Below are 6,606 nucleotides of genomic sequence, written 5' to 3'. Positions count from 1 at the left end.
CCCCGCCACCCCCATCCTGTCCATCCCGGTAAGTGTCCCACGCCGCATTGACACCCTGCCTGCCCGCGCCTAGCCTTACCGGCCAACGGACCGCACTATGACTACGCGCACCACATCCGCATCGCGCCTCGCCAGGGCAGGGGCAGCCCTGCTCCTGCTGCTGGTGACGCTGGCCGCCTGCGGCTCGGACCCCACCGCGACACCGGCACCGCAACCCACCCCAACCCCGGAGCCGGAGCCCACCGCCACCCCGAAGCCAGCCTCGGACGGCATGGCTGCCGGGGCCTGGCGCACCGACATCGCCGTCGGCTCCGACCACGGTGACCGCGCCGCCAACGCGTCGATAACGCTCCCGGACGGCTCCACCGGCACCCTCGAATCGGCCGCCGGCTCTACTTCTTCGCTACGTGGTGACCGTCCTGCCGCGGCGAGGCTCGCACGCTGGACGCCCTCTACGACGACTACAAGGGAGACGTCGAGTTCATCCACGTTGCCTTCAACGAGGACGCTGCGAAGCTGGACTCATACGCCAGAGGCGAGGGCTACGACTGGATCTTCGCCGAGGCCGAGCAGGGCACACAGCAGGCCTTCAACATCCGCTCGCAAGCGACGTACGTCGGCATCGGGCGCGATGGCACCATCGTCGCCAGCAGCGGCGGCGGCTCCGGCAAGGACCAGTTGAGCGACACGTAGCCCCCGTCGTTCCTGCGGAGGCAGGAACCTCGCAGCCCCTGTCCCCGCTTATGCCCTGCGCCCCTTCCCGTCATGCCGAAGGCTGCGGGCCTCAGTGGTAGACCACCCGTCACTGCACCAACCCGGGCAGCCACAGGATGATCTCGGGGAAGATGACCACGATTGCCATCGCCAGGATGTTGATCAGTACGTAGGGAACAGCCGCCCAGTACATGTCTATCATGGTCGGCTCGTCTTTGGTCGTTCCCGCGACGACGCTCTTCAGCACGAAGAGCGTGAGGCCGAAGGGCGGAGTGAGTCCTCCATTGTTCAGCCCCATCATGAACAACACCCAGAACCAGATGGGGTCGAATCCCAGAGCGGTGGCGATCGGCCCGAAGATAGGTATGGCAACGACCATGATTGATACCGAGTCGATGAAGAAACCGAGGACGAATATCACCAGGTGCATCACCAGCAGAATGACGAGTGGTGATACGTTCAACTCCGACACCAGGCGTAACAGGCCGGTTGTAGCGCCACTGAGCGCGAGTACCTGACTGAGCGCAACGGCGGCGGCGATGATGAGGAAGATCATCCCCGAAACTTTCGTCGCGCCCATCACGGACTCGCGGATCACTTCGAATGTAAGCCGCCGGTAGAGAGCGACCACCGCAACCGCGGCGAGGGCGCCGGTGGCGGCAGCCTCGCTCGGCGTCGTTATTCCGAGGAGGATGAACCCCATGACCATGAAGACGATCAGAAACATGGGCGAGAGCTTGGCCGCACCGGCGATCTTCTCGCTCCAGGGAGCGGTGGTAGCACTATAGGTTGGGGCCAGTGCCGGATTGAGCTTGACCCGTACCGATATGTAGATGGCGTAGAGGGCCGCCATAAGCAGACCCGGCATAAGCCCTCCGATCAGCAGTCGGCTAATCGATACCTGGGCGAAACTTCCTGCCAGCACCATGAGTGCGCTCGGCGGAATGACTGAAGCCAGCGTACCGATCGATGCGATAGTGCCCAGACCCAACCGCTTGTCGTAGCCACGATTGGCCATCTCCGGGTAGAGAGTCGTACCAAGCAGCGCGGTGTCAGCCAGGCCTGCGCCGCTCAGAGTCGCTAGTCCTGTCCCCGCGGCTATCGAGACGAACAGGAGACGGGCACGGAGTTGCCCGATCCATTTGTCGATGACGTCGATGATCATCGCGATGACCCGGGACTGGAACAGTACCTCGCCAAGGAGGAAGAACATGGGGATGGCAACCAGGGTGAACGACGAGACCGAGGAGAAGATGCTGCCGGGTATGACTACAAGGCCCTTCGTTCCCGCAGCGACGAGCAGCAGCCCGATTATGTTGGCCCCCGCGAAGGCGAAGGCGACCGGAAGGCCCATCACCATGAAGAAGACCAACAGGGCGAGAATGACGATAAGGAAGCCCCACCACTCCATTCGCGCTGGACGGGCCGGGAGCCGGGGTCATCTCGGCGCCTTCGCGTGTGCCAGATGGGCAGTGAGGTTCCTGACGCTCTCGGTAAGCATCCGCAGAAATTGGATGGTCATGAGAAGCATCCCGAAGGGCATAACCCACCATATCCAGAATTCAGGGAACTTGATCGTGCGAAACAGTATGGTGCCGTCCTGATAGAGGTCCCAGGTGGCAACACCGGTACGGTGGAAGATGACGGCGCTGATGACCACACCGATCAGCATGACTACGGGACGGAGGAGCAACGCCTTGGTCTGGCTCAGCCGCTCGGTCACGACGGTCATGCTCACATGACCGCCTTCACGCAGTAGCCAGGGCGCGCTCAGGAAGGTGATGAACAGCAGCGCGTACTCACTGAAGTCCGTCACCCAGGACGTTGGGTTGTTGAGCACGCGCCGCATGAACACCTCGTAGCCGATGCCGACAGCCATGAGGCCGACCAAGGTGCCGCTGAGGTACGCGCAGATCTCAAGCAGGTGGTCGAACCACCTGCTTGAGATTCCGCCAACCATCCTAAGCGCTAGCACGGGTGGTGTGCCTCACGGCGAATCATGCCTCTACGCCTACCCCGTCAAGCAGCTCAGAGCTTCCTCTATGCGCGAAGCGTACGCGGGGTCTCGAGGTTGGCCTCGTAGAACGTGCTGTTCCACAACTCTGCGTCCGCCCCGGTAAAGACGACCTCCTCGAGGCCGGCAGCGAGTAGTGCCTCTCGCTCCCTGTCGGAACTCGCGAGGCCCGCCTCACGGCCGGATACCTGAACCTCGCGGATGGCCTCGTTGATGATGTCCTTCACGTCACTTGGGAGCGCGTTCCAACTGTCTTCGTTCGCGAACAGCGCGGACGTCACCTCTGTCAGGTCAGGCTTGATCATGTACTTCAGTACTTCGCCCAGCCCCAGGGCATCGGCTCCGACTCCGCCGAACATGATGCCGTCGATGACGCCCTTCTCAAGGCCGGAATAGATCTCCGGAACCGCGATGGTCACAGTCTCGCCGCCCAACGTCTCGACGAACGCCTCGTAGGTCCCACCCGAAGCGCGTAGCTTCAGCCCGCTGAAATCAGGAGATGTCATCGGCTTGGTGGTAAATACCTTGTTACCGAATCCCATTGGGAACTCTCCCAGCATCTTGACCCCTATGTGCTCGGAGTAGAGGTCTTCCAGGGCGCCCGAGAGCCCGCACTCACGTCGCTCTTCCGCGGAGCCCCTTGCGAGCGACGACGAGATGACGAGGCTCGATGATCCCGCGTGATAACCGGCAGTCGAGAAGTTCAGGTCGAAGAGGCCGTCCTTCACTGGCTGGAGCTGCTGGAAGGAGGGCACCGCTTCCGGCCCGACCTTGTTGATCACTACTCGGTCTCCCCCTATCCGCGCTATCGCGTCAATGACCGGGTCTCCGGATACGACGGTCGCCTCCACTCTCCTGTCCCAAGCCATGATGACGTTCAACTCCACGGGCTCGGGAGGCGGCGTCGGCGTCGCGGTAGCTCGAGGCACCGGCGTCGGTGTGGCTTCTTCTCCGCATGCGGCGAACAGCCCCACCAGCATGACGATTACCACTGTTAGGAAGAGAACCCTTCTCGACATGACAGCCTCCTTCTCCCCACGGAACCGCGGGGCAGGTCACACCCGCTTAGCACCGAACCATTCGACATAGTCCCGTACGCAAGCCGTAAGATCGAAATCAGGTTCGTATCCTAGGACCGCTCGGGAGCGGTTTAGGTTTAAGGCCACCGCATTGAACATCGCAGCGCCACTCGGGTCCGGCGGTGCGATGCTCGTTTTCGTCTCCGGCACAACGGTGGCTATCGCGTCGGCCAGCTCCTCTGCGCTCGTTATCCGGCCCATGCCGATGTTGAATACCCGGTCGGTGAGGTCGTCAGCCCTCAGGGCGAGAACTGTCCCGCGGGCTGCGTCCTTCGAATAGACCCATTCCAGTGAGCGTGAGGGCACTTCGATCTCACCCTTCAGAAGGGCGCCCTCCACGAGGTCGCGGAACATGTTGCTGGGCCCCCCGCCGCCGCGACCGCTCCATGGACCAGCGATGGCCGCGTAGCGCACGGCGCGGACGTCTACGCCGCACCAGGCGGTGTAGTTGGCCGCCAGGCTCTCGACCGCCTGCTTGGTCGCTGCGTAGAACGTCGAAGGCCGGGGGAACGCCTCCTCGAAAGCCGGGTCGCCGGAGTCGCCTCCGCCTGTCAGGCTCTGGGCCAGTACACCGGAGCTCACGACAACCACTCTCTCGACGCCCATCGTCCGAGCGGCTTCGAGCACGTTGACGGTGCCCATGATGTTGATCTGGATCGCCCCATAGGGGTTCTGCTGAGCGCCGATCGTGAGCATCGGGTACGCGGCCGTATGAACGACGCGGTCGGCCTTGCTATCCCGAAGGGCCTTGGCGATGCTGAGGGGGTTCAGGATGTCGCCCTGTACCAGTTTGAGCCGGCTGACGTCCACGTTCTCGGCGAGGCACTCCGGCTGGGGGGCATAGTCCAGCACCGTCACATCCTCGCCGTCACCGACCAGGATATTCGCAATCTGAGAACCGACCAAGCCTCCTCCAATCAACAGAACCGGCATGCGAGTCCTCCGTACTGAGCGGTACAGTTAGAGCCTGTAGAACCGCTTGGCGTTGCCTCCCAAGACTGCGGTCTTCTGGTCGTCCGAAAGCCCATCGTCCGCGATAGTCTCCTGTATCTCGTCCATGGCAGATTGGAAATCGACCTCGTGGGGATAGTCGGACGAATAGGCGAATGGCTCGATTCCGACCCGGCCGGCCAGGTACGGCAGCGTGGGGTCCACGCCTTCGCAGCCGATGAGGAGATTGCCGCTGGCGAGGTACTCTTCCACCGGGCGAGGAGGCGCCCCGGAAAACTCGGCGGCCCGCTGGATCCGGTCCAGAGCCAGGGCCACCCAAGCGCAACCGCCTTCCAGGAACGCGACGCGCATATCAGGAAAGCGTTCGAAGACGCGGTCGTAGATAAAGGATACGAAGGCGTACAACAACGGGACCGGATGATGAACGATGCCGGATGTCGTGAGGTCGGTGAACGAGTCGATGCCGATCCCGACGTTTGAGCCGCCGTGGACGGCGAGGATGCAGCCAAGGTCTGAGGCCTCCTGGTACACAGGCCAGTAGTACTCGTGCCCCAGGTGGAGATCGAGACCTGTCGAAGGGAGCATCGCGCCCAACAACCCTAACTCCTTGACGGCGCGCCGAAGCTCGAGCGCTGCGCGGTTAGGGTCTTGCATCGGGATCAGTCCGATGGGATGGATGCGGCTGTCATACCTTTGGTAGCAGTCCGCGACGTAGTCGTTGTACCCGCGGCACAGACCTACAACGTAGTCTCTGTTTCTCAGCTTGCCTACCTGCAGTCCCTCAGTTGTGTAGACGACCGTCTCTGCCATGCCTGACTGGTCGAGCAGTGCCTTCCAGTCCTGGGCGGAGCCCATGCGGTGATCGCTCGCGTTGATGCGTTGGCGACGTGCTGTCGCATGGTCGCCGGTATCTACCTTGGTGAAGTGCAACCCGTCGAGTGTCCCAAAGAGACTCCTCCTGCTCAGTTCGATGATCGTTCCAATGCCACCGGTCCCCAGCGCCGTATCCCTGATGGCTGGGTCGAGGAACTCCGCCATCTCCTCGATCGATTCGATGATGTGCCCATCCGAATCCACTATGGTTGGCGCGTTGTTGGTTGTCATCGGAATACCTCAGTCCCCCAAGCCGACAGGCATGGGGCACAAGCTCGTCCTTGCGGGTCCTTCCTGACCATTCCCACCCGAAACTGGTCAGGGCACGGTAGCACCGCGACGCATTAGCGTCAAACTCTAGGCTCGAAATGTACGTGAATCGGCATAATCCTGAGAAGTAGATCGGAAACAGACGATTCTCTCGCTTTCTCTCTCTGACACCCGCCCCTTACGCGAACGCCCCATCCCCGCGTACGCTGGTTGCATGACCGTCATCCCGGCAGCACCCATAGACTGCGTCTATAGCTAACGGCGCAGCTATAGATTCGCTCTATGGCTCCGGCACGAAAAAAGTGATTTCGATGGACATCTTGGACACCTTGGTCGCGGGAAGCAGGCCTTGGCCTTGTAACACCCCTGACCAAGGCGTCCAAGATTTCCAGATCGCCATGGCGATTCACTCCTACGGCGACGACCAAGGGGTCCAGAATCCCGGCAGGTTGGACACCTTGGTCGCACCTCTTCCCCGCTCCGGCGGCAGCCGGTCTGCGCCCTCTCCCGAGGGGAGAGGGCGGGGTGAGGGTGAAAGGTTGGCGAACGAGGCGCATCTGCGATAGCATCCGCCGAGCAGGACGCGGCCGGCGCGGGCCGCGAGGGAGGCTCTATGACCACGACTCCAGTCAGGCAGACCGTCACGGTCACCGTCAACGGCCAGGAATACACCCGCGAGGTGCCCACCTACCGCACCCTCGTCGA

The 6,606-nt window shown here is 62.3% G+C and carries 6 protein-coding genes; 1 reads left to right on the top strand and 5 read right to left on the bottom strand.

The window, feature by feature from the left end:
• The first annotated feature begins 97 nt into the window (after positions 1-97).
• Positions 98-682, top strand: coding sequence for a hypothetical protein (locus tag J4G14_15065; protein MCE2459110.1), 585 nt, complete (start codon positions 98-100; stop codon positions 680-682).
• Between the two features lie 120 nt (positions 683-802).
• Here the strand turns inward: J4G14_15065 and J4G14_15060 are convergent, their stop codons facing one another.
• The 5 genes from J4G14_15060 to J4G14_15040 form a co-directional block, all read right to left on the bottom strand.
• Positions 803-2,125: a TRAP transporter large permease subunit gene (locus J4G14_15060; GenBank protein MCE2459109.1), complete on the bottom strand. Its 1,323-nt coding sequence runs from the start codon at positions 2,123-2,125 to the stop codon at positions 803-805.
• Between the two features lie 27 nt (positions 2,126-2,152).
• Positions 2,153-2,689: a TRAP transporter small permease gene (locus J4G14_15055; protein MCE2459108.1), complete on the bottom strand. Its 537-nt coding sequence runs from the start codon at positions 2,687-2,689 to the stop codon at positions 2,153-2,155.
• A gap of 65 nt (positions 2,690-2,754) precedes the next feature.
• A complete protein-coding gene (dctP, locus tag J4G14_15050; protein MCE2459107.1) occupies positions 2,755-3,747 on the bottom strand; it encodes a TRAP transporter substrate-binding protein DctP in 993 nt (330 codons plus the stop codon).
• Between the two features lie 36 nt (positions 3,748-3,783).
• Positions 3,784-4,740, bottom strand: a complete 957-nt coding sequence (locus J4G14_15045; GenBank protein ID MCE2459106.1) for an NAD(P)-dependent oxidoreductase — start codon at positions 4,738-4,740, stop codon at positions 3,784-3,786.
• A 27-nt stretch (positions 4,741-4,767) separates the two neighbouring features.
• Positions 4,768-5,862 carry an amidohydrolase family protein gene (locus tag J4G14_15040; protein ID MCE2459105.1) on the bottom strand — a complete coding sequence of 365 codons (1,095 nt, stop codon included), beginning with the start codon at positions 5,860-5,862 and terminating at the stop codon, positions 4,768-4,770.
• Between the last annotated feature and the right edge of the window lie 744 nt (positions 5,863-6,606).

Source organism: Dehalococcoidia bacterium (assembly GCA_021295915.1).
In the GTDB taxonomy this organism is placed as follows: domain Bacteria; phylum Chloroflexota; class Dehalococcoidia; order Lucifugimonadales; family UBA1123; genus VXRN01.
Note: the sequence above shows the minus strand (reverse complement) of the source record. Positions and strands in the feature narration are given on the sequence as shown.